Annotated in this window: 22 protein-coding genes and 1 pseudogene; 7 read left to right on the forward strand and 16 right to left on the reverse strand. The window is 75.2% G+C overall.

What is annotated here, in order from left to right:
* Window positions 1-415 (reverse strand): annotated as a pseudogene (locus GJV82_RS07675) (hypothetical protein); the annotation flags it as partial.
* A 389-nt stretch (window positions 416-804) separates the two neighbouring features.
* Here GJV82_RS07675 and GJV82_RS07680 point away from each other — a divergent pair.
* A complete protein-coding gene (locus tag GJV82_RS07680) occupies window positions 805-3,819 on the forward strand; it encodes an esterase-like activity of phytase family protein (protein ID WP_155098827.1) in 3,015 nt (1,004 codons plus the stop codon).
* 49 nt (window positions 3,820-3,868) lie between these two features.
* Here GJV82_RS07680 and GJV82_RS07685 read toward each other — a convergent pair whose 3' ends face one another.
* From GJV82_RS07685 to GJV82_RS07695, 3 genes are all read right to left on the reverse strand, one after another.
* Complete coding sequence (locus GJV82_RS07685; RefSeq protein ID WP_024841370.1) at window positions 3,869-4,087, reverse strand: PspC domain-containing protein; 219 nt, start codon at window positions 4,085-4,087, stop codon at window positions 3,869-3,871.
* 100 nt (window positions 4,088-4,187) lie between these two features.
* Complete coding sequence (locus GJV82_RS07690) at window positions 4,188-4,700, reverse strand: O-acetyl-ADP-ribose deacetylase (RefSeq protein ID WP_155098828.1); 513 nt, start codon at window positions 4,698-4,700, stop codon at window positions 4,188-4,190.
* Window positions 4,701-4,804: 104 nt separating this feature from the next.
* Entirely contained in the window at window positions 4,805-6,013 is a 1,209-nt protein-coding gene (locus GJV82_RS07695) for a beta-ketoacyl-[acyl-carrier-protein] synthase family protein (RefSeq protein ID WP_115941421.1), read from the reverse strand.
* 214 nt (window positions 6,014-6,227) lie between these two features.
* Between GJV82_RS07695 and GJV82_RS07700 the strand changes: the two genes are divergently transcribed.
* Window positions 6,228-7,139 (forward strand): endo alpha-1,4 polygalactosaminidase, encoded by a 912-nt coding sequence (locus GJV82_RS07700; protein WP_115941420.1) that lies wholly within the window; start codon window positions 6,228-6,230, stop codon window positions 7,137-7,139.
* A 76-nt stretch (window positions 7,140-7,215) separates the two neighbouring features.
* Here GJV82_RS07700 and hrpA read toward each other — a convergent pair whose 3' ends face one another.
* The 4 genes from hrpA to GJV82_RS07720 all read right to left on the reverse strand — a co-directional run bounded on the left by hrpA (window position 7,216) and on the right by GJV82_RS07720 (window position 14,262).
* Window positions 7,216-12,051 carry an ATP-dependent RNA helicase HrpA gene (gene hrpA / locus GJV82_RS07705; protein ID WP_404812943.1) on the reverse strand — a complete coding sequence of 1,612 codons (4,836 nt, stop codon included), beginning with the start codon at window positions 12,049-12,051 and terminating at the stop codon, window positions 7,216-7,218.
* 238 nt (window positions 12,052-12,289) lie between these two features.
* On the reverse strand, window positions 12,290-12,436 hold the full coding sequence (locus tag GJV82_RS07710) for a hypothetical protein (protein WP_155098830.1): 147 nt from the start codon (window positions 12,434-12,436) through the stop codon (window positions 12,290-12,292).
* A 137-nt stretch (window positions 12,437-12,573) separates the two neighbouring features.
* The gene (locus GJV82_RS07715; RefSeq protein ID WP_318657407.1) at window positions 12,574-13,137 is read right to left on the reverse strand and encodes a GNAT family N-acetyltransferase; all 564 of its coding nucleotides are present in this window, start codon (window positions 13,135-13,137) and stop codon (window positions 12,574-12,576) included.
* A 174-nt stretch (window positions 13,138-13,311) separates the two neighbouring features.
* Window positions 13,312-14,262, reverse strand: a complete 951-nt coding sequence (locus GJV82_RS07720) for a helix-turn-helix transcriptional regulator (RefSeq protein WP_115941418.1) — start codon at window positions 14,260-14,262, stop codon at window positions 13,312-13,314.
* Window positions 14,263-14,549: 287 nt separating this feature from the next.
* Here GJV82_RS07720 and GJV82_RS07725 point away from each other — a divergent pair, with 287 nt between their 5' ends.
* From GJV82_RS07725 to GJV82_RS07735, 3 genes are all read left to right on the forward strand, one after another.
* Window positions 14,550-15,521, forward strand: a complete 972-nt coding sequence (locus GJV82_RS07725) for an epoxide hydrolase family protein (RefSeq protein WP_318657408.1) — start codon at window positions 14,550-14,552, stop codon at window positions 15,519-15,521.
* A gap of 110 nt (window positions 15,522-15,631) precedes the next feature.
* A complete protein-coding gene (locus GJV82_RS07730) occupies window positions 15,632-16,537 on the forward strand; it encodes a siderophore-interacting protein (protein ID WP_196217205.1) in 906 nt (301 codons plus the stop codon).
* 80 nt (window positions 16,538-16,617) lie between these two features.
* Complete coding sequence (locus GJV82_RS07735) at window positions 16,618-17,670, forward strand: NAD-dependent epimerase/dehydratase family protein (protein ID WP_024841360.1); 1,053 nt, start codon at window positions 16,618-16,620, stop codon at window positions 17,668-17,670.
* 157 nt (window positions 17,671-17,827) lie between these two features.
* Here GJV82_RS07735 and GJV82_RS07740 read toward each other — a convergent pair whose 3' ends face one another.
* From GJV82_RS07740 to GJV82_RS07770, 7 genes are all read right to left on the reverse strand, one after another.
* Window positions 17,828-18,928, reverse strand: coding sequence for an LLM class flavin-dependent oxidoreductase (locus GJV82_RS07740; protein WP_115941415.1), 1,101 nt, complete (start codon window positions 18,926-18,928; stop codon window positions 17,828-17,830).
* A gap of 242 nt (window positions 18,929-19,170) precedes the next feature.
* On the reverse strand, window positions 19,171-19,470 hold the full coding sequence (locus tag GJV82_RS07745) for a hypothetical protein (protein ID WP_024841358.1): 300 nt from the start codon (window positions 19,468-19,470) through the stop codon (window positions 19,171-19,173).
* A gap of 190 nt (window positions 19,471-19,660) precedes the next feature.
* Window positions 19,661-20,161, reverse strand: a complete 501-nt coding sequence (locus tag GJV82_RS07750) for a hypothetical protein (RefSeq protein WP_155098832.1) — start codon at window positions 20,159-20,161, stop codon at window positions 19,661-19,663.
* 124 nt (window positions 20,162-20,285) lie between these two features.
* Entirely contained in the window at window positions 20,286-21,158 is an 873-nt protein-coding gene (locus GJV82_RS07755; protein ID WP_115941414.1) for a metal ABC transporter permease, read from the reverse strand.
* Window positions 21,155-21,919, reverse strand: coding sequence for a metal ABC transporter ATP-binding protein (locus tag GJV82_RS07760; RefSeq protein ID WP_115941413.1), 765 nt, complete (start codon window positions 21,917-21,919; stop codon window positions 21,155-21,157). Before GJV82_RS07760 ends, GJV82_RS07755 begins: the two co-directional genes overlap by 4 nt.
* On the reverse strand, window positions 21,916-22,884 hold the full coding sequence (locus GJV82_RS07765) for a metal ABC transporter solute-binding protein, Zn/Mn family (protein ID WP_024841354.1): 969 nt from the start codon (window positions 22,882-22,884) through the stop codon (window positions 21,916-21,918). Before GJV82_RS07765 ends, GJV82_RS07760 begins: the two co-directional genes overlap by 4 nt.
* A 141-nt stretch (window positions 22,885-23,025) precedes the next feature.
* Entirely contained in the window at window positions 23,026-23,796 is a 771-nt protein-coding gene (locus GJV82_RS07770) for an IclR family transcriptional regulator (RefSeq protein ID WP_034604818.1), read from the reverse strand.
* Here GJV82_RS07770 and GJV82_RS07775 point away from each other — a divergent pair.
* Both GJV82_RS07775 and GJV82_RS07780 read left to right on the forward strand, forming a co-directional pair.
* Window positions 23,795-24,355: a helix-turn-helix transcriptional regulator gene (locus GJV82_RS07775; protein ID WP_051471793.1), complete on the forward strand. Its 561-nt coding sequence runs from the start codon at window positions 23,795-23,797 to the stop codon at window positions 24,353-24,355. The two genes, GJV82_RS07770 and GJV82_RS07775, sit on opposite strands and share 2 nt — an antisense overlap.
* 10 nt (window positions 24,356-24,365) lie before the next feature.
* Window positions 24,366-24,776, forward strand: a complete 411-nt coding sequence (locus GJV82_RS07780; RefSeq protein ID WP_024841351.1) for a VOC family protein — start codon at window positions 24,366-24,368, stop codon at window positions 24,774-24,776.
* A 10-nt stretch (window positions 24,777-24,786) separates the two neighbouring features.
* Here the strand turns inward: GJV82_RS07780 and GJV82_RS07785 are convergent, their stop codons facing one another.
* Window positions 24,787-25,707, reverse strand: a complete 921-nt coding sequence (locus GJV82_RS07785) for a LysR family transcriptional regulator (protein WP_162290542.1) — start codon at window positions 25,705-25,707, stop codon at window positions 24,787-24,789.
* Between the last annotated feature and the right edge of the window lie 96 nt (window positions 25,708-25,803).

Raw genomic sequence — 25,803 nt, forward strand, 5'->3', positions numbered from 1 at the left:
CGCCCGTGCCGGCGGCGAGCCGGGCCGCTCCCGCGTTGAGCTCGTCCGCGCCGGCGGCGAGCTCGGTCGCCCCGTCGAGCGCGGTGGCGCCGCCGGTCGCGAGCTGTGCCGCGCCGTCGGACGCCTTCTGCGCCCCGGCGACGAGGTCGCCCGCGCCCGCCTCCAGGTCGCCGGCGCCGTCGGCGAGGCGCTGCGCCCCGGCCTGCGCCTCGGCGGTGCCGTCGGCGAGGGTCGCGGCGCCGTCGGAGAGCTGCGTCGCGCCGTCGTCGAGGCGGGTCGCGCCGTCGGCGACCTTGCCGTTGTACACGAGCAGGAACGCGACGAGGCCGGCGACCGCGAGGGCGAGCACGGCGAGCGCGACGGACGTGAGGACCGTGTGCGTGCGGGAGGGTCGGGGTGAGGCGTGCTGCGTCATCTGTCGTCCTTCCTCACGCCCCGCGTCGTCGCGGGACGTTCGGCACGAGGGGAGATCGGGAGAAGAGGCGTTCACCTGCCCGGCGCTGCGCCGGGCCGCGCCCGCCATCGTTGGTGGGACGTGGAGTAGCAGGTAAATCTCCGTCGACGCTAGCAACCGTCGCGGCGTCCAGGACACCGAGTACTAGGTAATTCCGTCGTCACAATTCGGTCACGGGGCCGAAGTATCAAGTACTCCGCGCGGCGAGCCGTCGCCCGGGGCAATCGGCAGGCCGTGACGGTGCCACGAGCTCCGAGAGTTCACCCGCCCGTCACGCGACGGCCGGGAGGACGTCGACCCGCCGCCACCGCGCCGCACGACTCTCTGCTCGACCCTGTCGAAGGAGAGCCATGTCATCGATCCCCGAGCGGACCCGGGGGAGCGTGCCGGAGCGCCCCGCCCGCCGCACGCGTCCCGTCGCGCTCGTCGCCGGCGCGACGCTCGCCCTGGGCCTGCCCGTCGCCGCGGCCGTCCCGCCGCCCGCAGGAGCCGCGCCCACGGCGCCCGCGGCGACCGCTCCGGTCGTCCTGACCGCCCCGGCACCGGACGAGACGTTCCACCGTCTCGCGACGTACCCGGTGTTCCACAACCGCCCCGACGGCGAGGACCCCGCCGCCGAGACGGTCGCCGAGATCTCCGCGGTGAGCGAGGACGGGCGGACCGTCGTCCACACCGACGCCCTCGCGCGCCGCATCGGCTTCCTCGACATCACCGACCCGAGCGCGCCGCGCGGCCTCGGCACGCTGAGCCTCGCCGAGCTCGGGTCCGACCACGACGAGCCGACGTCGGTCGCGGTCGTCGGCAGCCACGTGCTCGTCGTCGTGGACACGTCGGTGAGCCTCACCGCGCCGAGCGGCCGCCTCGACGTCGTCGACCTCGCGACGCGCGAGCGCGTGCGGTCGCTCGACCTCGGCGGCCAGCCCGACTCGATCGCCGTCACGCCCGACGGCGCGCACGCCGTCGTCGCGATCGAGAACCAGCGCGACGAGGACGCGACGCCCACGGGTGGCGACGAGGGCGACCTCCCCCAGCTCCCGGGCGGGTTCCTGCAGGTCCTCGACCTGCCGGGCGACGACCCGACCGCCTGGTCGACCCGCGCCGTCCCGTTCCTCGACGACGCCGGCTCGCCGCTCCCGGTCGTCGAGGCCGCCGGTCTCGACACCCCGCAGGACCCGGAGCCCGAGTACGTCGCGATCAACCCCGCGGGCACGAAGGTCGCGGTGACGCTCCAGGAGAACAACGGCGTCGCCGTCGTCGACATCGCGTCGGGCGAGGTCGAGACCGTCTTCTCCGCGGGCTCGGTCGCCGTCTCCGGGATCGACGTGGCGAAGGACGGCGTGATCGACCAGTCCGGCTCCATCCCCGCGACGCCGCGCGAGCCGGACGCGATCGCCTGGCTCGACGACGCGCACGTCGCGACCGCGAACGAGGGCGACTGGAAGGGCGGCACGCGCGGCTGGTCGGTGTTCGACGCCGCGTCGGGCGAGGTCGTGTGGGACGCGGGTGCCGAGCTCGAGCGCCTCGCCGTGCGCGTGGGCCTGCACACCGAGGACCGCGCGGGCAAGAAGGGTGTCGAGCCCGAGGGCCTGGCCGTCGCGACGCTCGGCGGGACGCGCTACGCGTTCGTCGGCTCGGAGCGCTCGAACTTCGTCGCGGTGTACGACGTGACCGACGTGACCGCCCCGCGGTTCGTCCAGGTGCTCGCGACGACCAACGGCCCCGAGGGGCTGCTCGTCGTGCCGGAGCGCGACCTGCTCGTCGTCTCCAGCGAGGAGGACGACGCCGCGGCGGGCGTGCGCTCGGCCGTCACCGTGTTCGGGCGCGGCGAGCGGTGGGCCGGCGGCGCGGGGACGCCCCGGTTCCCGAGCGTCGTCTCCGCGGACGCGATGCAGGGCCCCCGGGCCGGCGCCCCGATCGGGTGGGGCGCGCTCGGCGCGCTGAGCGCCGACCCGGCCGACCCCCGGCGCCTGTGGACGGCGACCGACTCGGCGTACGCCACGACGCAGCTCCTGTCGCTCGACGTGAGCGGCTACGGCGCGGGCTCCCCGGCCGTCATCGACAGGTCCGTCACCCTCACGCGCGACGGCGACCCCGTGGGCCTCGACGTCGAGGGCGTCGCCGCGCGACCGGAGGGCGGCTTCTGGCTCGGCGTCGAGGGCGCGAAGGGCGCGGACAACGCGGTCGTGCGCGTCGACGCCACGGGCGCCGTCGCCGAGTCCGTCGCCCTGCCCGAGGACGTCGCCGCGGGCCTCGGCAAGCAGGGCGTCGAGGGCGTCGCGGTCGCTCCGGCGGGCCCGACCGCCGACCAGGGCGCGGGCGAGCAGGTGTGGGTCGCGCTCCAACGCGGCCTGACCACGGACGAGGGCGGCACGGCGGGCACCGCGCGGCTCGGCCGCTACGACGTCGCCACGCGCACGTGGGACTGGTTCGCCTACCCGCTCGAGCGCACCACGACCGACGGTGACTGGATGGGCCTCAGCGAGGTGACCGTCGTCGACCACGACACGCTCGCCGTCGTCGAGCGCGACAAGCTCAACGGCCCCGCCGCCGCGGTGAAGCGCGTCTACGCCGTCGACGTGCCCGACGTCGCCGTCGGGGCCGCGTCCGTGACCCCGGTCGCGGTCACCAAGACGCTCGCGCACGACGTCCTGCCCGACCTGCGGGCGACGCACGGCTGGACGCAGGAGAAGCTCGAGGGCCTGACGGTGGGCGGCGACGGCACCGTGTGGGCGATCACCGACAACGACGGCCTCGACGACGCCACGGGCGAGACCGTGCTCCTGAGCCTCGGGGCGGCGTCCGACGTGTTCGACGGCCACCTCGACGGCGACAGCCCGGGCGGCCCCGGCGAGCCCGGCGAGACGCCCGGCGCGGGCGAGCAGCCGCCCTCGACCCCGCGGCACACGGTCGGCGCCGACGACCTCACCGACGCGAACCACGGCGGCGTCACGCTCACCCCGGCACGCGTCCGCGCGGGCGAGCGGGTCACCGCGACGGCCGAGGGCTTCGCCCCCGGCGAGTGGGTGACGGCGACGCTGTTCTCGACCCCGGCCGACCTCGGCACGCACCGCGCCGACGCGTCCGGCGTGCTCACCGCGACCGTGACCGTCCCCGCCGACGTCGCGGTGGGCGAGCACCGGTTCGCGCTCGTCGGCCAGGTGGACGGCCGCGTGCTGTGGACCGAGCTCGAGGTCCTCGCCCCGGACGGCGCGGTGCCCGGGGCCGACGGCGCGGCGCCCGGCCGACCGGGCGGACTCGCCACGACCGGCGCGCACGTCGGCGCGTTCGTCGGCCTCGCGGTCGTGCTCGTCGCCGGCGGCGTGACGATCGTCGTCGCGCGGCGGCGGATGCGCGCGTCGAGGTAGGTCCGCGGTCCGCGGCCTCGCGGGGCGCGCGGGCGGTCGCCCGGGCGGGTCAGTCGCGGTCGTTCGGCATGAGGGCCCACAGGACGAGGTAGGCGATGACCTGGGGGCCCGGGAGCAGGATCGAGACCGCGGCGACGACGCGCACGACGGTCGGGTCCCACCCGAAGCGGCGGGCGATCCCGGCGCACACGCCCGCGATCATCCGGCCGTGACGGGGCCGGGACAGGGTCGGCCGGAAGGAGGCTGCGGAGGCGTCTGAGGTGCTCATACCTCGACGGTACGAGCGGGTACGTCGCAGCGGTATCGGGTGGTCCCCCGAGCCGACCCTGATCCTGCGGCCCACCACCCTGAGCCGCCGGGTCCCCGCCTCAGCGGGCGAGCGCGGCCTCGAACGCGGCGAGCGCGCGCGGGGAGGCGAGGGCGAACGTCACGGACGTCGGACCGGTCGCCGTCGAGGTGCGGACCGCCTCGACGGCGACGCGCGCGACGTCGTCCACGTCCCAGCCGTAGACGCCCGCGCTGATCGCCGGGAAGGCGACGGTCAGCGCGCCGAGGCCGGCGGCGACGTCGAGCGAGCGCGCGAAGCAGGACGCGAGGAGTGCGGGGTCGGTCTGGCCGCGGTGGCGGTTCGGGCCGACGGTGTGGACCACCCAGCGGGCCGGGAGGTCGTACGCGCCGGTCGCGACGGCGTCGCCCACGGGCAGGCCGTCGGGGAGGGTCGTGCGCCGCAGCTCGCGGCACTCCTCCAGCAGCCGCGGCCCGGCCGCGGCGTGGATCGCCCCGTCCACGCCCCCGCCCCCGAGGAGGGCGGAGTTCGCGGCGTTGACGATCGCGTCCACGCGGAGCGTCGTGATGTCGGCGAGGCGTGCGTCGAGGTCCATGCCCCCATCGTCACGCGAGCACACGGTTGCTCGCCGCCGAGAACGGGCTTGCTGACGTTCTGACGCCGAGAACGACAGCAACCTCGTTCTCGGCGGAGGAGGGGTCAGTCGCGCGAGACGACGATGCTCGCGCTGTGGCCGCCGAACCCGAACGCGTTGACGAGCGCGTGCCGAGCGGTGGTCGGCTGCGCGGCGCCCCGGACGACGTCGAGGTCGACGGCCGGGTCGAGGGAGTCGAGGTTGAGCGTCGGCGGGACGCGGCCGTCGCGCACGGCGAGCAGCGCGACGAGCACGCCGAGCGACCCGGACGCGCCGAGCAGGTGGCCCGTCGCGCCCTTGGTGCTCGTCACGGGGGGCGGGATGGCGAGCGCGGCGCGCAGCGCGTCCGCCTCGTTGACGTCGCCGACGGGCGTCGACGTCGCGTGCGCGTGGACGAGCCCCACGTCGGCGGGGGACAGGCCCGCCGAGCGCAGCGCGAGCCCGATGGTGCGGGCCTGGTTCTCCGGGTCGCCGCCGACGATGTCGAACGCGTCCGACGTCAGCGCGGCGCCGGAGACGACGCCGTGCACGACCGCGCCGCGCGCCCGGGCGTGCTCCTCGCTCTCGAGCACGAGGAGCGCCGAGCCCTCGCCCATGACGAACCCGTCGCGGTGCACGTCGAACGGGCGCGACGCACGCTCGGGCTGGTCGTTGCGCGTCGACATCGCGCGGGCTGCGGCGAACGCGGCGAGGGAGAACGCGCGGACGCCCGCCTCGACGCCGCCGCACACCACCACGTCCGCCGTGCCGGCCAGGATCATCTCGCGACCCATCGCGATCGCCTCCGAGCCCGCGGCGCACGCGCTGATCGGGGCGCGCGCGCCCGCCTTCGCGCCGAGGTCGATCGACAGCCACGCGGCCGGGCCGTTGGCCATGAGCATCGTGACCGTGTGCGGGGAGACGCGCCGCGGTCCCTGCTCGTCGAGCACGCGCGACTGGTCGAGCGTCGTCGCGATGCCGCCGTTCGCCGAGCCCACCACGACGGCGAGACGCGTCGGGTCGACGTCGGGCGAGCCCGCCGAGGCCCACGCCTCGCGGCCCGCGACGAGCGTGAGCTGCTCCGCACGGTCCGTGCGGCGCACCTCGCGCACGGCGAGCCCCTCGGAGAAGGCGTCGTCGACGCGCGCCGCGATGCGGACGGGCAGGTCGGCCGCCCAGTCGTCCTTGATCGTCCGTACCCCGGACTCGCCGCGCAGCAGCGCGTCCCACGTGTCCGGGGCGGTGAGTCCGACAGGGGTCACCGCCCCGTAGCCGGTGACGACGGCTCGCGTCATGGTTTCCCCCTACCTCGGGCGTCGTCTCGTCGGACGACGGATGTGGTTGATGGGTCCCATTTCAAGACATCCGTACGAGGTTTGTCTTGTCCGACAGTGTGACAGTGCGCACGCTGTCACACCCTGACAGTGAAGGGTGAGTCCGGTCGTCCGACGACTGCTCCGCCCAGGACCGCGTACGGTCGCCGCACGGACCGACACGAGGGGGAGACGGATGGGACAGGCTGAGCGGACCTGGGGTGCGCTGACGGTCGCGGCGCTGACGCTCGCCGGGTGCGCGCCGGGCCCCGCGGTCCCCGCGACCGCGGACCCGTCGACCGCAGGCCCGTCGACCGCAGGCCCGTCGAGCACCGGCCCGTCAGCGGGCGCGACGCCGCGCCTCCCGCCCACCGAGGGCGTGCTCGACTACCAGCTCGGCGGCGCGTACGACGAGGTCGACCCCGGATCCGGGCCCGTGACGCCCGACGTCGTCGTCCGGGACGCGACCGCCGAGCCCCTGCCTGGCGCGTACTCGGTCTGCTACGTCAACGGGTTCCAGACCCAGCCCGGCGACGCCGACCGGTGGCGCGGCCACGAGGACCTCCTGCTGCACGACGCCGACGGGACGCCCGTCGTCGACCCCGACTGGCCTGACGAGCACGTGCTCGACCCGTCGACCGCAGAGCAGCGCGAGGGCATCCTCGCGATCCTCGGTCCCGTCGTGAGCGGTTGCGCCGAGGACGGGTTCGACGCCGTCGAGATCGACAACCTCGACACGTGGACCCGGTTCGACGCGATCGACGAGGACGGCGCGCACGCGCTCGCGCGCGCGTACGTCGACCTCGCGCACGACGCCGGGCTCGCCGTCGCGCAGAAGAACGCCGCGGAGGTCGCGCCCCTCGCCGCGCGCGACCTCGGGTTCGACCTCGCCGTCACCGAGGAGTGCGCCGTGTTCGACGAGTGCGCCGCGTACACCGCGGTCTACGGCGACCACGTGCTCCAGGTCGAGTACCCCGACGCGCTCGCCGACGCGGGCCTGACCTTCGACGACGTCTGCGCCCGCGACGCCCGCGCCCCGCTCGTCGTCCTGCGCGACCGCGACCTCGTCGCCCCCGACGAGCCGGGCTATCTCTACGAGACCTGTTGACGGCGACCCCGCGCCGGGCCGGCCTCGACGGTCGCGCGCGACCGGACGCCCGTGCCACCAGCCGTCGGGGCGTGCGTCACCAGCCGTCGGGCGTGAGCAGCTTGCGGATGCGCTTCTCGCTCACCGGGCCGTCGGTGCCGAGCTGCTGCGCGAACAGCGACACGCGCAGCTCCTCGAGCAGCCACCGGACCTCGGCCAGGTCGGCCGCGCGGAGGGGGTCGGCCGGGCCCTGGGCGTAGGCGGCGCGGGCGCGCTGGTACGCCTCCTCGACGTCGTGCACGCGCCACGCGAGCTCGGCGTCGCGGTTCGGGTTCGTCTGCGCCTTCTCCAGCCGGTACGACGCCGCCCGCAGGTAGCGCGTGAGGTGCGGCAGGCGTCGGGGCGGGGTCTGGGACACGAAGCCGTCGTGGATGAGGCCCGCGGCCTGCTCACGCAGGTCGGTGAGCGTGTTGAGCAGCGCGAGGCTGTTCGACGCGCGGATCTCCGCGTCGAGGTTCCGCGACGCCGTGAGCGCCGCGACCACGTGCCCGACGACCTGGTGCACCTGGTCCTCCAGGTGCGACCGGACGAACGCCCGTGCCGCCGCGTACCCCTCGGCGTCGCGGATCGCCGCCGCGTCGGGCTGCTTCCCGTACGGTCCGCTCCCACCGCTCGTCAGCGCGATCACCGCGGCGAGCTGGAGGTCCGCGACCAGCGCGTCCGTGTTCCGGTACGGGCTCGCCGCGAGCGTCAGCGACTGCGTCCCGTTCCACCGGCTCGTGATCCGCCCCGTCTGGAGCGCCGTCTCCGACAGCAGCAGACGCCGCACGCCCCGGGCGTGCTCGCGCGCCTGCGCGGTCGCGTCGGCCAGCACGCGCAGCGCGACGCTCGGCCTCCCCTTCGCGTCCTGCTCCTCGACGACCGCCGGGAACCCCCGCACCACGACCCCACCTCCGAGGTCGGTCGACACCGTCGCCGGGATCGCGCCCCCGGGCACGTCGGGCCACGTCGTCAGGTCGGTCTGCTCGGTCACCAGGGCGCCCGTGGTCGGGTCCGCGGGCGGTGCGCCGTCGGTGCTCGGGCCGGCCGCGCCGTCACCACGGTCGTTCGGCCGTCCGTTCGCGATCGCGGCCTTGACGCCCTTCGCATCCGACGGCGCTCCGCCCGCTCGTCCCGCACCGCGCCCTGGTGAGCCGGACGCCGCGGGTGACCCTGCGCCGTCGGACGCCGTGCCCTGGCCGCGACGTGTCGGCGAGCCGGACACCGAGGGGGAGGGGCGGCCGTCGGAGGCGAAGGACGTGGCGGGGCTGGCGGCTGGAGTCCGAGCACCGGCGGCCGCCCCTTCCCCGGACCGAGACTCCGCCTCACGCAGCGCGGCGCCGACCGCGCCCTTCACGGCGGCGCGTACCGCGGCCTGGTTCTGGGCGGCGAGGCGGCGCTGGAGGGCGAGGAGGTCCTTGGACTCGTCGAGCACGACGGACCCGCCGCGGCCGCGCGGGTCCTCGACGCGGAACGTCATGCGCAGGTGCGCGGGCAGGCGCGCCTCCTGCTCGGGACCCCACGCGTCGTCGGGGATGACGACGTCGCGCAGCGCCCGGACGGCGCGCGTGAACGCGACGTGGAACGGCTCGGCCATGTCGCCCGCGCGGGCCATGTCCTCCCAGGCGGGCGTGTGCTCGCGCAGCCAGGCGACGACGTCGCGCGCGACGTCGGGGGCGGGCACGAGCTGGACGCGGACCGGCTTGGGCAGGGAGCGGATCGTCGCGGTCGCGAGCTCGTCGAGCAGGCCGGGCACCATCCAGTCGAACCCGTCGGGGACGACGCGGTTGAGCACGGAGATCGGCACGTGCACGGTGACGCCGTCCGCCTCGGTCCCGGGCTGGAACTGGTAGGTGAGCGGGAGCGTGAGCTCGCCCTGCGGCCAGGTCTCGGGGAACTGCGACGTGTCGATCTGCTCGACGTCGGGCACGAGCTGCTCGAGCGTGAACGTGAGCAGGTCGGGGTCGCGGCGCCGTGCCGTCTTCCACCACCGGTCGAAGTGCGCGGCGGACACGACGTCGTCGGGCACGCGCTCGTCGTAGAAGTCGAACAGCACGTCGTCGTCAACGACGAGCCCGCGCTGGCGCGAGCGCGCCTCGAGCTCCTCCGCCTCCTCGAGGAGGCGGCGGTTCTCGTGGAAGAACCGGTGGTGCGTGGTCCACTCGCCCTGCACGAGCGCGTGCCGCACGAACATCTCGCGCGCGGCCTCGGGGTCGACCTTCGCGTACAGCACCTTGCGGTCGGCGACGATCGGCACGCCGTACAGCAGCACCTTCTCCGTCGCGATCGCCGCGCCGCGCTTCGTCGACCAGTGCGGCTCGGAGTACGTGCGCCGCGCGAGGTCGCCCGCGAGGTCCTCGGCCCACTCGGGCTGGATGCGCGCGACGTCCCGTGCCCACAGCCGCGACGTCTCGACGAGCTCGCCTGCCATGATCCACGCCGGCGGCTTCTTGCTGAGCGGCGAGCCGGGGAAGATCGCGAACCGCGCGCCGCGTGCACCGGTGTATTCGTTGCGGGCCTGCTTCTGCGCGCGCCGCAGCGCCTTGGCGCGGGCCTCGCCCTTGAGGTGCGCGACCGACGACGCCTTGACCTCGCCCGTGTCCTGCATCCCGATCTGCGACAGCAGGCCGGACAGGAGCGCCTTGTGGATCGTGTCCCCGTCCCAGGCGCGCTTGTAGGCCTGGCTGTCGGGGGCGGTGGTCGGGTCCGCGGCGGCTGCGCCCGAGGTGCTCGGGCTACCATCCGCGCCGCTCGTTCCTCGCGTCGCTCCCGCCAGGCCCGCCACGCCCTTCGCATCCTCGGGCGCAGCCGCCGCTCGTCCTGGACCTCGCCGCGCGTCGTCACCGGCCACGCCGCGGGTGCGCTGCTTGTACGACATGTCGATGCCGAGGGGCTTGGACATCTCGCGGAGCTGGGCGACGACGTCCTGCCACTCGCGGATGCGCAGGAAGTTGAGGTACTCGGCCTTGCACAGGCGGCGGAACGCCGACGACGAGAGCTCGTGCTGCTGCTCGCGGACGTACTCCCACACGTTGAGGTAGGTGAGGAAGTCGGAGTGCGGGTCGGTGAAGCGCGCGTGCGCCTGGTCGGCCTGCGCGCGGACCTCGGCGGGGCGCTCGCGCGGGTCCTGGATCGACATGACGGCGGCGATGATCGCGACCTCGCGCGCGACGCCGAGCCTCGAGCCCTCCCAGATCATGCGGGCGAGGCGCGGGTCCATGGGGAGCTGCGCGAGGACGCGCCCGACCTCGGTGAGGCGCGTGACGCCGTCGGACGTCGCCAGGGCGCCGAGCTCGGTGAGGAGCTGGACGCCGTCGCGCACGGCCCGGGTGTCCGGGGGCTCGACGAACGGGAAGCGCGCGACCTCGTCGGGGGCCTCGACGACGCCGACGGAGATCATCTGGAGCAGCACGGACGCGAGGGAGGTGCGCAGGATCTCCGGCTCGGTGAACTCGGGCCGGGAGAGGAAGTCGTCCTCGGAGTAGAGGCGCACCGCGATGCCGTCGGCGACGCGCCCGGAGCGGCCGGAGCGCTGGTTCGCGCTCGCCTGCGACACGGGCTCGATGGGCAGGCGCTGGACCTTGGTCGCCTTGGAGTAGCGCGAGATGCGGGCCGTGCCGGGGTCGACGACGTAGTGGATGCCCGGCACGGTGAGCGAGGTCTCGGCGACGTTCGTCGCGAGCACGATGCGCCGCGAGGAGTGCGCCTGGAACACGCGGTGCTGCTCGGCCGACGACAGCCGCGCGTACAGCGGCAGGATCTCGACGCGCTGCGGGTGCTTCGGGTCGGTGACGCGGTCCTTGAGGTGGCCGGTGAGCGCGTCGGCGGCGTCGTGGATCTCGCGCTCGCCGGAGAGGAACACGAGGATGTCGCCCGGTCCCTCGCGCATGAGCTCGTCGCACGCGTCGACGATGCCGGTCACGAGGTCCTTCTCCTCGGCGCCTGCGCGCCCCTTCGCCTTCCCGGAGCCCGGGTCGACGTCCGGGGACAGCGGCCGGTACCGGATCTCGACCGGGTAGGTGCGGCCGGACACCTCGACGACGGGCGCGGCGTCGGGCAGCGCGTCGACCACGTAGTCCGGTGCGCCGCCGAGCTGGGCGAGGTGCGCGGGGGAGAAGTGCTGCGCGAAGCGCTCGGAGTCGATCGTCGCCGACGTGATGATCAGCTTGAGGTCGGGGCGGCGCGGCAGGAGCCGCGCGAGGTAGCCGAGCAGGAAGTCGATGTTGAGGGACCGCTCGTGCGCCTCGTCGACGATGATCGTGTCGTACGCGAGCAGCTCCGGGTCGCGCTGGATCTGCGCGAGCAGGATGCCGTCCGTCATGACCTTGACGAGCGTGTCCTCGCTGGAGGTGTCGGTGAACCGCACCTGGTACCCGACGACGCCGCCCAGCTCCGTGCCGAGCTCCTCCGCGATGCGCTCGGCGACCGTGCGCGCGGCGATCCGGCGTGGCTGCGTGTGCCCGACCTGACCCGTGCGGCCACGGCCGAGCTCGAGCGCGATCTTGGGGAGCTGCGTCGTCTTCCCGGAGCCCGTCTCGCCCGCGACGATGACGACCTGGTGGTCGCGGATCGCGGCGGCGATGTCCGCGCGTCGGGCGCTGACCGGGAGCTGCTCGGGGTAGGTGATGGGCGGGACCGTCACGGTCTCGCGCGCCTGCGCGGCCCGCTCGAGCTGCGCTCGGCTCACCTGCCGCGGGCCCGACGCCGCCCGCTCGCCCCGCCCGCGCCGCGGCGCCGACGCGCCGCCCGCCGAGGTGCCCGACGCCGTCCGGTCGCCCCGTCCGCGGCCGCGGCGGTTCCCGCGGCGCCGGCCCTCGCGCGGGGTGCCCTCGGGCGCGCCGTCCCGCTGGGGAGGGCGCGCGTCAGGCTGGTTCGCTGCGGGCTCGGTACTCACGACGGTCCATTCTCTCAACCCGCTGCAACTTCATTGGTCTCGAGGGCGGCGCTGAGCCTGGTGGACGATGCTGGCATCTTGCCAGCCTGGCTGGCGGAGGTGGTCGCGACCGCGGACGTTGACGATCCGAGGGCTCGGCGACGACGTGCGCGAACGGCTTCGAGCGCGGGCCGCAGTGCACGTGACGGTCGTCGACCCGTGGGTCGACCCCGCACGATGAGCCCCGGCGGGGCGCGGTTCAGCGCGTCCCGTTCCAGACGGCGTCTGGCGCGCATCCCTCGGGGACGTGCAGGCCGTCCGGCGGCTCCCAGTCGGCGGGGACCGAGCCCACGAGCTCGCCGCCGCCGACACCGATCGCGTCGCCGTCGGCGAACGCGCCGGTCACGGCCCTGCCTCCCCATGGCACCGAGCGTACGGACCCGAGGCTCGCCGGCCTCGCGACGACGGCGATCGTGACCGACCTGAGACGCGCCGTCGCGCGTGCGCTGGTCGCCCGTGACACCGGGGTCGGGTGTCGCGTCGTCAGGCGAGCGCGCGGCGCATGACGACGCGCGGCACGCCGCCGCTGACGCCCGTCGTCGGGGCGGCGCGGACAAACCCGGCGCGCTCGAACAGCGCGACGGTGCCGACGTAGCCGGAGATCACGTCCACGCGCTCGCCGCCCGCGTCGACGGGGTAGCCCTCGACCGCTGGTGCACCGTGCGCGGCGGCGTGCTCGACGGCGCCCGCGAGCAGGTCGTGCATCAGCCCGCGGCGGCGGTACCCGGCCCGGACGACGAAGCACACCGCGCTCCACGCGTCGAGGTCGTCGACGAACGGGATCGTCCGGGCGTTCATGAGCCGCCGGTACGTGCTGCGCGGCGCGACGGAGCACCAGCCCGCGACCTCGCCGTCCACGTACGCGAGCACGCCCGGCCCGGGGTCGGTCTCGCACAGGCCGGCCATGAACGCCGGGCGGTCCTCCACGGCGACGCGGCTGTCCCGGTAGGACGTGCACCAGCACGCGCGCACGCCGGCCCGCCGCGGCCCGACCACGGTCGCGACGTCGTCGAAGCGCCCGACGGCGGAGCGCACCTCCACGTCCACGCCCCCACGCTAGGCGCGCCCACCCACGCGGGCGAGCACCGCCGTCGGGCACCGCTCCGGCCCGGCACCGGGCCCCGCCGAGAACGACCTTCCGCGCGGTCGAGCACGGGGTCGCTGCCCGAAAGACGGCGATGACGACAGCAACCCCGTGCTCGGCGGGAGAGGGGCCCGGCCTCAGCCCGGGACGGCCCGCGCATAGCGCTCGGACAGCAACCGCACGTGGTCCACGAGGCCGGGCGGGTCGGTGACGTGGAAGTCGAGGCCGAGCATGCCGACCCACACCGCCACGACCTCGACGCTGTCGCCGCCGGTGACGAGGACGCAGCGGCCGTCCGGCAGCGGCTCGACGGTGCCGACCGTCGGGTTGATGCGCCGCAGCACCTCCTCGGCGGGGGCGTCGACCTCGACGCGCGCGTGCACGGCCCAGCCGGTGCGCGCGACCTCGCGCACGACGAGCTCCGTCATGTCGCCCGGGAACTCGACGGGCGTGAACCGTCGCCCGCCCGGCACGCGCAGTACGAGCCAGTCGACGCGGTACGGCGCCCAGCGGCCGGTCGCGGGCTCGCGCGCGACGAGGAACCAGCGCCGTTGCCACGCGACGAGGCGGTACGGCTCGAGCTCGACCGGCTCGTCGCGGTAGTACGCGCGCAGGCCCTGGTGGTCGCGCACGGCGTCGGCCAGGGCGGTGAGCGTGTCCGGGTCGACGACCGGGTCCTCGACGTTCGAGTCGGTGTTCGCCGGGCCCGCGGCGCTCGCGGACCGCAGCGCGGCGACGCGGCGCCGCAGCCGGTCGGGCATGACCTGCTCGAGCTTGGCGAGCGCCGACGCCCCGGACTCCTCGAAGCCGGCGGTGCCGGTCGCGGCCCGCAGCCCGACGGCGACGGCCACGGCCTCGGCGTCGTCGAGCAGGAGCGGGGGGAGGCGCGCGCCCGCGCCCAGCCGGTACCGGCCGCCCGGCCCCCGCACCGCGTCGACGGGGTAGCCCAGCTCGCGCAGCCGGGCGACGTCGTTGCGCACGGTGCGGTCGCTCACGCCGAGCCGTGCGGCGAGCTCGGCGCCGGACCAGTCGGGGCGCGACTGCAGCAGGCCGAGCAGGGCGAGCATGCGGGCCGACGTCGAGGCCACGGGTACCTCCGGAGAAGAGGTCGGAAGTTCGTCGAACCCGCTCAGAATAAAGGAAAGAACCGTGCCGGAACCCTCCGTAGTGTCGTTCACGAGAGCAGGGCAGGACGCCCCGCACGACGAAGGAGGAACCATGAGCACGACGACCCTCGAGCACCGTCCGTTCTCCGTCGACGTCCCCCAGGCCGACCTCGACGACCTGCGCGAGCGGCTCGAGCGGACCCGCTTCGCGCCCGCCGCCCCCCGGCGACTCCTGGGAGTACGGCACCCCCGAGTCGTACCTGCGCGACATGGTCCGGCGCTGGACGACGTTCGACTGGCGCGCCGTCGAGGACCGCGTGAACGCGTACCCGGGGTTCCGCACCGAGATCGACGGCCAGCCGATCCACTACCTGCACGTGCGGTCGCAGCACGAGGACGCGACGCCGCTGCTGCTCGCCCACACCTACCCGGGCTCGATCCTCGACTTCCTCGACATGATCGACCCGCTCGTCGACCCCGTCGCGCACGGCGGCCGCCCCGAGGACGCGTTCCACCTCGTCATCCCGTCGATGCCGGGCTTCGGGTTCTCGACGCCCGTCGTCGGCGACACGGACTGGACCATGGCGCGCGTCGCCCGGGCCTACGACACCCTCATGCGCGACCTCGGCTACGACTCGTACGGCATCCACGGCAGCGACGGCGGCGCGATGGTCGGCCGCGAGCTCGCGATCCTCGACCCCGCGGGCTTCCTCGGCGCCCACGTGCTCCAGCTCTTCTCGTTCCCCTCGGGCGCGGAGGGGGAGATGGACGGCTTCGGGGAGAAGGAGTACGCGGCGCTCGGCCACATGCAGTGGTTCCAGTCCGTCGGCGCGTACAACACGATGAACGCGTCGCGGCCGCAGACCGTGGCCGCGGGCCTCGCCGACTCGCCGGTCGCCGTCCTCGCGTACCACGAGCTCTTCGAGAGCTTCGGCAACGGGACGAGCCTCGTGAGCGCCGACCAGGTGCTCGCGCAGGCGACGCTCTACTGGCTCACCAACTCCTACGCGACGGCGGCGCGCTACCACTACGCCGAGCAGCGGTCGGGCGCGGAGCCCGTCGTGAGCCAGGGGCGGATCGGCGTGGCCGTGTTCAAGGACGACTTCCAGACGCTGCGCGCCTTCGCCGAGCGGGACAACGCCCGGATCGAGCACTGGTCCGAGTTCCCGCGCGGCGGCCACTACGCGGCGCTCGAGGTCCCCGAGGACGTCGTCGCCGACCTGCGGGTGTTCTTCGCCTGACGAGCACGGCATCGCGCGCTCTCGACCACGGGGTTGCTGTCGTCATCCACCGGATGACGACAGCAACCCCGTTCTCGGCGCGGGCGGGCGGGTCGTGGTGCAATCTCCACGTGCCCGATCGACCCCGCACCCGCCTCGCCCCCGTCCCGCGCCGCGTCCGCGTCCACGCCGTCCGGCGCACGTCCGACGCGCTGCGACGCATCACGTTCCGCGACGCGGACCCCACGGCCGACGGCGCACCCCGCCCGGGCGACCACGGCACCAGCGGCGGGCACGGCCTCGCGACGCTCGCCGCGCCCGGCCCCGACGACCACGTGAAGGTCTTCCTGCCCGACCCGGCGACGGGCGTCCTGCACGCGCCCACGCTCACGGCCGACGGCGCGCTGCAGCGCCCGGCCGGCGTCGTCTCGATCTCGCGCGAGATGACCGTGCGCGCGACGCGCGTCGTCGACGGCGTGGCGGAGGTCGACGTGGACTGGGTCCTGCACGGCGACGACTTCCCCGGCGCCCCGCCCGGGGAGCCCGGCGGGCCGGCATCGGCCTGGGCGGCCCGCGCCGCGGCCGGCGACGAGGTCGTGCTCGCCGGGCCGTCGACGACACGCGGCGTGCCGGACGGCGTCGGGCGGCTCCTGCTCGTCGGGGACGAGACCGGGCTCCCGGCCCTCGCGCGGTGGGTCGACGCCGTCGGGCCGGACGTGCCCGTGACCGCGATCGTCGAGATCGGCGACGCCGTCGACGAGGCGTTCGTCGAGGCCGAGCTCGGGCGGGCGAGCGTCGAGATCCTCTACCGGACCGACGGGCCGGGCCAGCTCGCCGAGGCGGTCCGCGCGCTCGGCCCCCTCGACGCCGACGAGCACGTGGTCGGCGCGGGCGAGGCGACCGACCTCGCGGCGGTGCGCCGCGACCTGCGCCGCTCCGGGGTGCGCCCGGACCGGCTCGACGTCCGCGGCTACTGGCGGCGCGGCGTCGTCAACCTCGACCCCGAGGCGCCCCTCGACCCGACCGACCCCGACTGACCGCCCGGCGACGAGCGGCCGCCCCTCTGCCCGCGGCGTAACGGGCTGCAAGCGGGCCCGCGAGGCGCCAAGGTAGGCGCATGACTCGGCTCCTGGTCCTCGGCGGCTCCGACTTCGTGGGGCGCGCCGTCGTCGACGACGCGCTCGGGCGCGGCTGGGACGTCACCGTCCTCAACCGGGGCCGCGCGCCCGTGCCCGACGGCGTCCGGCAGCTCGTGGGCGACCGCACCCGGCCGGACGGCCTCGACGCGCTGCAGGACGACGACGTCCCGCAGAAGTGGGACGTCGTCGTCGACACGTGGTCGTGGGCGCCTGCGGCGGTGCGCGACGCCGCGCGCGTGCTCGCGGGCCGGCTCCCCGGCGACGACCGGTACGTCTACGTGTCGTCGCGCTCGGTGTACCCGCTGCCCACCGCGCGCGGCGCCGACGAGTCCGCGGACCTGGTCGACGGCGACCCCGACGACACCACCCACGACGACTACGCGCGCGCCAAGCGCGGTGCCGAGATCGCCGCGACCGACGCGCTCGGGGACCGCGCGATCCTGCTGCGCGCCGGGCTGATCCTGGGCCCGCGCGAGAACGTCGGCCGGCTGCCGTGGTGGCTGCGCCGGATCGCGCGCGGCGGGCCCGTGCTCGCGCCCGGGCCGGCCGACCTCCCGCTGCAGTACGTCGACGCACGCGACCTCGCCGCGTTCGCGCTCGACGCGGCGCTCGCGGGCGCGTCCGGGCCGGTCGACGTCGTCAGCGCACCGGGGCACACGACCATGGGCGACCTGCTCGCCGCGTGCGTCGCCGCGACGGCCGCCGACGCCGCGGCCGCCGGGAACCCGCCCGCCGAGCTCGTGTGGGTCGAGCCCGAGGCCGTGCTCGCCGCGGGGATCGAGCCGTGGAGCCAGCTCCCGGTGTGGCTCCCGCCGGGCGACCTGCACGACGCGCTGCACGGCTCGGACACGGCACGTGCGCACGCGCTCGGGCTCCGCACGCGCGACGTCCGCGAGACCGTCGAGGACACGTGGGCGTGGCTCCGCGCGCTCGACGCCGCGGGAGAGACGACGCCGCAGCGCACGGACCGCCCCGCCGTCGGCGTCCCGCCCGACCTCGAGGCGGCGGCCCTCCGCGCGGCCGGGCGCTGACGACCCGGCCAGCGGACCCGACCCGGACCCGACCAGCGGACCCGACCAGCGGACCCGACCCGCCGAGCACGGGCTTCCTCGCCGTCGAGCACGGGGTTGGTGCCGTCATAGGCCGGATAACAACAGCAACCCCGTGTTCGGCCGGGCGGGCGGGGGGTCAGCCCTCCGCGAGGAGCTCGCGCACGCGCGGGACGACCTGCGTGCCGTAGAGCTCAATGCTGCGCAGCATCGCCGCGTGCGGGAGCGTCCCGGCCGAGTACTTGAGGTCGAACCGGCCCGCGCCCAGGAGGCGGACGGTCCGGGCGATCTTGCGCGCGACCGTCTCGGGCGACCCCACGTAGAGCGACCCGTCGCGCACGTCGTGGGCGAACCGGCCGCGGTGGTAGGCCGGCCAGCCGCGCTCGCGGCCGATCCGGTTGTTCATCGCGGCGAAGTGCTCGTAGACCTCCTCCTGCGCCTGCTCGTCCGTCTCGGCGACGTGGCCGGGGGAGTGCACGCCGACGGGCAGCGCCGGGTTGCCGAACTCCTCGACGGCGCGGTGGTACAGGTCCACGTAGGGGCGGAACCGCTCGGGCTCGCCGCCGATGATCGCGAGCATGAGACCGAGGCCGTGCCGCGCGGTGCGCACGACCGACTCGGGCGAGCCGCCCACGCCGACCCACGTGCGCAGGCGCCCGCCCTCGGTCTTGGGCCACACCTCCTGGTCGGTCAGGCCCGGGCGCGTCGTGCCCGACCACGTGACCGGACCCTCGTCGAGGAGGCGGACGAAGAGGTCGAGCTTTTCCTCGAACAGCACCTCGTAGTCCGCCAGGTCGTAGCCGAACAGCGGGAACGACTCGATGAACGACCCGCGCCCGAGGATGACCTCCGCGCGCCCGCCGGACAGCGCGTCGAGCGTCGAGAAGCGCTCGAAGACGCGCACCGGGTCGTCGGAGCTGAGCACGGTCACCGCGGACCCGAGGCGGATGCGCGAGGTCCGCGTCGCGATGCCCGCGAGCACGACCTCGGGCGCGCTCACGGCGAAGTCGGCGCGGTGGTGCTCGCCGACGCCGAAGAAGTCGACCCCGACCTGGTCGGCGAGCTCGGCCTCCTCGACGACGTCGCGGATCGTGCGCGCGCCGCTGACGAGCGTGCCGTCGGGTCCGGCGGTCACGTCGCCGAACGTGTCGAGGCCCAGCTCGACCGCGGCGGGGCCGGGGGCGCCGGTCGGCGGCGTCCCGGACGGCGTCGGGTGCGGGGAAGTGGTGTCGTCGCTCATCGTCTGCTCCTGCGGTCGGGCGGCCGTCGGCGGGCCGGTGGTCCACCGGCGGCGCGGTCGTGCGCCGTCTCAACCGTGCCGGGACCGCGGATCTTCCGCGACCCGTCCGACGGCGGGCGGACCGCACGACGGCGGGCGGACCGCACGACGGCNGCGTCGGGCGGTCCGGGCACGCGGAACCGCCCGGGGACGACGACGGCCGCCGCCCCGTGCGGGACGGCGGCCGCCGGGAGCGCGCGGGGTCAGTACGTGGTGACCTCGCCGTTCGCGACGAGCGCCGCGATCGCCACGATGTAGAGGATGAAGCCGATCGCGCCGAGCACCGTGAAGACGATGCTGAGGATGAGGCCCCACTTGGCGAGCTGGTTGTCGAAGCCCGCCTCCTTGCTCTTCTTGCGGGCGATCGCGCTGACGACGATGCCGGCGATCGCGAAGACAAACGCGAGGACGAAGCCGACGATGCCCAGGGTCTTGCCCGGGTCCTCGATCGGGGCGGCGTAGCCGGCGGGGGCCTGGGGAGCGGTGGGGTACTGCTGGGCCATGGGTCTCTTCTGCTTTCTGATGGGGCCGACGTGGTCGAGTCCGGCGCGGACGGGTCGGTCCGCGCGACTGCGGCCCTCATTGTGGGGCATTGCGTATGTGTCTGAACAGGGGGAGTTCTCCCCGTTGTCCGTGAAAAACGGACAAGCGGAATCATTCGGACTAACTGCCACACCCGGGGGCGGGGAAGGCTCAGGCCCCCGCGCGGCTCGTCTCGCCGCGCAGCGCGTCGATGTGCGCCTGGAGCCGCTCCAGCGTCACGGCGACGCCCTCGCCCGCGTCGTGCGCGAGCGAGGTCACGTGGCGCAGCTGCGCGGCCGCCGCGTCGAGGGCGACCTGGGCGTCGGCGAGGGCGACGGCGGCCCGGCCGTCCGCGGCCTCGTCGCCGTCGGTCGCGCGGTCGAGCGCGGAGCGCGCCTCGTCCGTCGCGGCCTCGACCGACTCGACGGCGTCGAGGACGTCGTTGCGGAGCACGGGGTGGAGGGCGGGGAGCTGGGCGTGCACGCGGTCGAGGTCGTCGCCGATCGACTCTGTCTGGACCTGCGCGTCCGCGATGAGCTGCTGGACCTCGGCGGCGGTCGCCGTGGAGCACATCGGGAGCATCATGGCCAGCGCGAGCAGGCTCGCCGCGGCGAACCGGGCGGACGGACGCGTGCGCTGCGGCGTCGTGGGTTCGCTCGTCCTCGCTGACATGCCGACCAGTCTCCCGGTCGAACCTGAGAAGCACCAGGGAATCGGGGGCGATTTCCTGGAGATTTCGCACACAGCGCACGGGGGCGACGCGTCCGGCAACGCCGGGCGGGCCGCGCCGCGCGGGTCAGGCGCGGACGCGCCGACGCCGCCGGGCCGCTGCGAGCCGCGCGCCCACGAGGCCGTGCCGCGGGCTGAACAGGTACGCGAGCGCGAACACCACGCCGAGCGCGACCACGACCGTCCCGCCGGACGCGGTGTCCAGGTAGTAGCTGACGAAGATGCCCACGACCCCGCACACCGCCGCGACGAGCGGCGAGATCCACAGCATGCGGGAGAAGCGGTCCGTGAGCAGGTAGGCCGTCGCGCCGGGCGTGATGAGCAGCGCGACCACGAGCACGACGCCCACGGCCTGGAGCGCGACGACGACCGTGAGCGCGAGCAGTCCGAGCAGCAGCGCCCCGAGCCGGCGCGGTGAGAGGCCGATCGCGTGGGCGTGCGTCGGGTCGAACGCGTAGAGCGTGAGGTCGCGCCGCTTGAGCACGACGGCGGCGAGCGTCACGGCGCCGAGCACGAGCACCTGCAGGAGATCGGCGCGCGACACCCCGAGCAGGTTGCCGAACAGGATGTGGTTGAGGTCCGTCTGGCTCGGCGTCACGGAGATGAGCACGAGGCCCAGCGCGAACAGCGTCGTGAACACGACGCCGATCGCGGCGTCCTCCTTGACGCGCGACGTGTCGCGCACCGCGCCGATGAGCAGCACCGCGAGCAGCCCGAACACGAGCGCGCCGAGCGCGAACGGCGCCCCCACCACGTACGCGAGCGCGACGCCGGGCAGCACGGCGTGCGAGACGGCGTCGCCCATGAGCGACCACCCGACGAGCACGAGCCAGCACGACAGCACGCCGCACACGATCCCGGCGGTGACCGTGACGGCGAGCGCGGTGCGCAGGAACTCGAACGACAGCGGTTCGAGGAGTGCGGCGGCGAGGTCGCTCACGGGGCCACCTCCACGCCGAACGCGAGCGCGAGGTTCTCGGGCCGCAGCACCTCCGCGGGCGTCGAGTGCAGCAGGACGCGCCGCTGGAGCAGCACGGCCTCGTCGGCGAGCTCGGGCAGCGCGTGCAGGTCGTGCGTCGAGACGAGCACGGTCGCGCCGCCGGCCGCGAGCTCGCGCAGGAGCGCGGTGATCGTCGCCTCGGTGCGCTTGTCGACGCCCGCGAACGGCTCGTCGAGCAGGAGGAGCGTCGCCCCTTGCGCGAGCCCGCGCGCGACGAACGCGCGCTTGCGCTGCCCGCCCGAGAGCGCGCCGATCTGCCGGTCGGCGAGGTCGGCGAGATCCACGCGCTCCAGCGCGTGCTCGACCGCCTCCCGGTCGGCCGGCCGGGTGCGCCGCGTGAACCCCTGGTAGCCGTACCGCCCCGTCATGACGACGTCGCGCACGCTGAGCGGGAACGCCCAGTCCACGTCCTCGCTCTGCGGCACGTAGCCCACCGCCTGGGCGCGGCGGGCGCGTGCGGGCGGTGCGCCGTCGAGCAGCACGGTGCCGCGGTCGGGGCGCACCATGCCCATGACGGCCTTGAACAGCGTCGACTTGCCCGAGCCGTTCATGCCCACGAGCCCGCACACCGTGCCCGGCCCGTGCGACGAGCCGAGCGCGAGCGTCGCGCCGTCGAGCGCGAGCACGTCGCCGTAGTGCACGGTGAGGTCGCGCACGTCGATCGCGGGCGTGCCCGACGCCGCCCGTCCGCCCGCGCTCACGCGTCGCCGCCCGCGCCGGTCAGGGCCGCGACGATCGTCTCCGCGTCGTGGCGCAGGAGGTCGAGGTACGTCGGGACGGGGCCGTCGGGCGCGGACAGCGAGTCGACGTAGAGCGTCCCGCCGAACGCGGCGCCCGACTCGAGCGCGACCTGGCGCATCGCCTTGTCGGAGACGGTGGACTCGCAGAACACGGCCGGCACGTCGTTCTCCTCGACGAACTCGATGGCGGCGACGACGGAGCGCGGTGTGGCCTGCTGCTCGGCGTTCACCGCCCACAGGTACTGCTCGGTCAGCCCCGCGTCGCGCGCGAGGTAGGGGAACGCGCCCTCGCACGTCACCAGCGCGCGATGGGTCGCGGGCAGCGCGTCGAGCGCGGCGGTCAGCTCGTCGTGCACCGCGGCGAGCTCGGCGGAGTACGCGGCGGCGTTGGCGGCGTAGTCGTCGGCGTGCGCCGGGTCGAGCTCCGCGAACGCGTCCGCCATGTTCCGGACGTAGTGCTGGGCCTGGACGGGCGACATCCACGCGTGCGGGTTGTCCTTGCCGCGGTACTCCTCGGCGGTGTCGTCGCCGAGGGGGATCGGGTCCACGCCCTCGCTCACGACGACGTGCGGCACGTCGAGGTCCGCGACGAAGCGCGCGAACCACGCCTCCAGTCCCATGCCGTTGTCGAGGACCAGGTCGGCCTCGGTCGCCCGGCGGACGTCGCCGGGCGTGGGCTCGTAGCCGTGGATCTCGGCGCCGACCTTGGTGATCGACTCGACGCGCAGGTGCTCGCCCGCCACGTTCTCGGCCATGTCCGCGAGCACGGTGAACGTCGTGAGCACGACGGGCCGTCCGTCGTCGGGCGGGGGCGTCCCGGCGTCCGTCCCGGCCGAGCACGCCCCGAGCGCGAGCGCGCCCGCGCACGCGGCGGCTGCCGCGCGCCGGAGGCAGGTTCCGGCTATCCGGGAAGCAAAGTTCGGCACACCGAAAAAAGTAGTCCGGTTCGTCGAGGGTCGCAATGCCCACTGTCCTCCTCGCCCCCGATCCCCGCATCCCACGAGCCGACCATGCGGTTGTGGCGCGTCGCGACGACCGGACGAGCCACGACCGCATGCTCGGCGGCGCTACTGCGGCCGACGTACGCCGAGCCGGCGGCTCACCTCTGCGGCGGCGTGCCCGACGGCGGCGGCGAGCTCGGCGCGCCGGGCCGGCGGGGCGTCGTCGGACCAGAAGGTGAGGGCGATGCCCGCGACGGGCAGGCCGGTGTGGTCGACGGCGGCCTGCGCGACCGACGCGAGGCCCGGCGTCACCTCGCCGTCCTCCTCGGCCCAGCCGCGCCGGCGCACGCCGCGCAGGACGTCGCGCAGCGCGCTCAGCGACTGCGGCCCGACGCCCGTGCGGTCGGCGAACGCGGCGGCGCTCGGGAAGAGCGCGCGGACCTGCGCGGCGGGCAGACCCGCGAGGACCGCACGCCCGCTCGCGGTGAGGTGCGCGGGGAGCCGGACGTCGACGTCGGTCACGAGCGTGGGGCGGCGCGGCGCGCGCTGCTCGACGAGGTAGAGCACCTCGCGACCGTTGAGGACGGCGAGGTGCGCGCTCTCGCCCGTCGTCTCGACGAGGCGCGCGACGACGGGCCGCGCGAGCCGGGCGAGCGGCGCCTGCCGCGCGTACGCGGACCCGAGGGCGAGCGAGGCCGTCCCGAGCCCGTACCGGTGCTCCTCCGGGAGGTGGGTCACGAACCCCTCGTCCACGAGCACGGACAGCAGGTGGTAGACGGTCGAGCGGGGGAGCCCGAGGCCCTGCGCGACGGCCGCCGCGGGCGAGGGGCCGGCCTGCGCGGCGAGGTACGCCAGGACCCGCACGGCCTGGCGCGCGGCGGGGACGTCGCTCGGCATGAGGACCACGGTAGGGCCGTGGCACGATCGAGGCGTGGCCACCCTCCCCGACGACCAGCGCCTGCGCGACCTCGCGCGGCTGCGGCGCGTCCGGGACCGGATCGACCGCGAGTACGCGCAGCCGCTCGACGTGGCGGCGCTCGCGGCCGGCGTGCACGTGTCCGCCGGCCACCTGAGCCGCGAGTTCCGCGCCGCGTACGGCGAGACGGTCTACGCGTACCTCATGACGCGGCGGATCGAGCGCGCGAAGGCGCTCCTGCGGCGCGGCGACCTGAGCGTCACGGACGTGTGCTTCGCGGTGGGGTTCTCGTCGCTCGGGACGTTCAGCACGCGCTTCACCGAGCTCGTGGGGACGCCCCCGAGCGTGTACCGGCGGCGGGCGGCCGAGGCCGCGGACGACGGCGTCGTGCCGGGCGGCGCGCGGGTCGCGCCCGGGACGGCGGCCACCACCCGCGCGGAGGCCCCCGCCGAGCGGCTGGACGGCATGCCGGCGTGCGTCGCGCGCCGCGTGACGCGACCGGTCAGGAATCGAGAAGCGCGGGCCTCGCGCCGGTCCTAGCGTCGAGGGCATGGAACTCACCATCAACTCCAGCTTCCTGCCCCAGACGGACCCCGACGCGTCGCTCGCGTTCTACCGCGACGTGCTCGGCTTCGAGATCCGCAACGACGTCGGCTACGAGGGGATGCGGTGGATCACCGTCGGCCCGGCCGACCAGCCGGACACGTCGATCGTGCTCCACCCGCCGGCCGCGACGCCGGGTCTGACCGACGACGACAAGCGCGCGCTCCTGGAGATCGTCGCCAAGGGTGCCTACTTCGGCGTCAACCTCGCGACGCCGGACGTCGACGAGACGTTCGCCCGGATCGAGGCCGCGGGCGCCGAGGTGGTGCAGGAGCCGGTCGACCAGCCGTACGGCGTGCGGGACTGCGCGTTCCGCGACCCCGCGGGCAACGAGATCCGCATCCAGCAGCGCGCCTGACGCGCGCGGCTCAGGGCCGGCCGGTCGACCCGGCCGGCTCGAGGTCGAGCGCGAGCGTGAGCGGCCCGAGCTCCGCGGCGATCTGCGAGAACTCCGCGACGAGCGGCGGGATCGGCCCGGTGCGGCGCACGAGGCCCCAGCGCAGGACGGGAGCCTCGTCGATCGGCACGTACGCGACGTCGGAGCGCTCGAGGTACCGGATGCCCTGCGCGCACGCGAACGCGACGCCGTCGCCGGACATGACGCGCCACAGCACCTCCTCGCGCGTCGGCGTCGCGCCGCCGCGGTCGGCGTCGCTGCGCGGCACGGGGCTCACGGCGTCCTCCCAGTAGTCGGGCACGGGCAGGCCCGACGGGAGCACGGTGTGCTCCGCGAGCTCGGCGACGGGCACGGACGAGCGCGTCGCGAGCGGGTGCGTGCGGCCCACGGCGAGCACGATCGGCTCCGCGAACGTCACCGGCCCGACGGCGAGGTCCTTCTCCTCGACGGGCAGCCACAGGAGCGCGACGTCGACCTCGCCGTCGCGCAGGAGGCGGAACGGCTCGTCGAGCCGGACCTCGCGCATGCGCAGGTCGACGTCGGGGTTGCGCCGGCGGAACAGCGCGGTGACGGGCGCGATCTCCTGCCACATCGGCCCCATGACGCCGAACGTCAGGGTCTCGCGCGCGCCGCGTGCGGCGTTCGTCGCGGACTCGACGCCGTCGAGGATCCGGCGGTACCCGGCCTCGAGGTCCGCGCGCAGCTGCTCGCCGAGCGGCGTGAGGGTCACGCGGCGGCTCGTGCGCTCGAACAGGGGAGCGCCGATCCGGCGCTCCTGCTTCGCGATCGCCTGGCTCACGCGCGGCGCGGACACGTGCAGGCGCTCCGCGGTGCGCCCGAAGTGCAGCTCCTCGGCGAGCGTCAGGAAGATCTCGATGTCGCGCAGCTCCACCCGACGATCGTCGCGGTCGTTAACCCCGGGCGCAACCACCGTTACGGGATCGGCCGTTGTTCGCGCGGCCGCCCGGCACGAGCCTGGAAGTGCCCG

This window comes from Cellulosimicrobium composti (genome assembly GCF_009711085.1).
GTDB classification, from domain to species: Bacteria; Actinomycetota; Actinomycetes; order Actinomycetales; family Cellulomonadaceae; genus Cellulosimicrobium; species Cellulosimicrobium composti.